This window comes from Arthrobacter sp. Dra40 (assembly GCF_059091905.1).
Genome location: NZ_JBNHHB010000573.1, coordinates 1 through 419 on the forward strand (window position 1 = coordinate 1; position 419 = coordinate 419).

The following is a 419-nucleotide window of genomic DNA, read 5'->3' on the forward strand; positions in this document are numbered from 1 at the left end:
GAGGCACAGAGGGACAACGTCGAGTACAGCATGTACGAGGCCGGAGGCTATACCAACCTCGACAAGCAGCTGAGCCAGATGCAGGACTGCATTAACGGCGGCTACGACGCGATCATTCTCGGCGCCATCAACGCTACGGGCGTATGCTCCCAGGTCGCTGCCGCGCTGGAAAAGAAGATTCCGGTGGTGGACTTCATCAACGGCACGGACTGCCCAGACTCCAAGGACAATCCGCTCTTCTCCCACGCGCTCGTGAGCTTCCACGATCTGGCAGTGACGACGGCCCAGTACATCATCGATGACACCAAGGGGTCACCCGCCCTGGTGGGCTTCTTCCCCGGCCCGGAAGGCGCCGGATGGTCCGACGCCGCAGTCAAAGGCTTCCAGGACACCATCAAAGGAACCAACGTCAAGATGGC

1 protein-coding gene is annotated in these 419 nt (G+C 60.9%); it reads left to right on the forward strand.

Translation table 11 applies throughout. From position 1 onward, the window contains the following. Nucleotides 1–419, forward strand: a 419-nt coding sequence (locus tag AC5RWT_RS38050; protein ID WP_494084715.1) for a substrate-binding domain-containing protein, incomplete at both ends; no start/stop codon positions are given.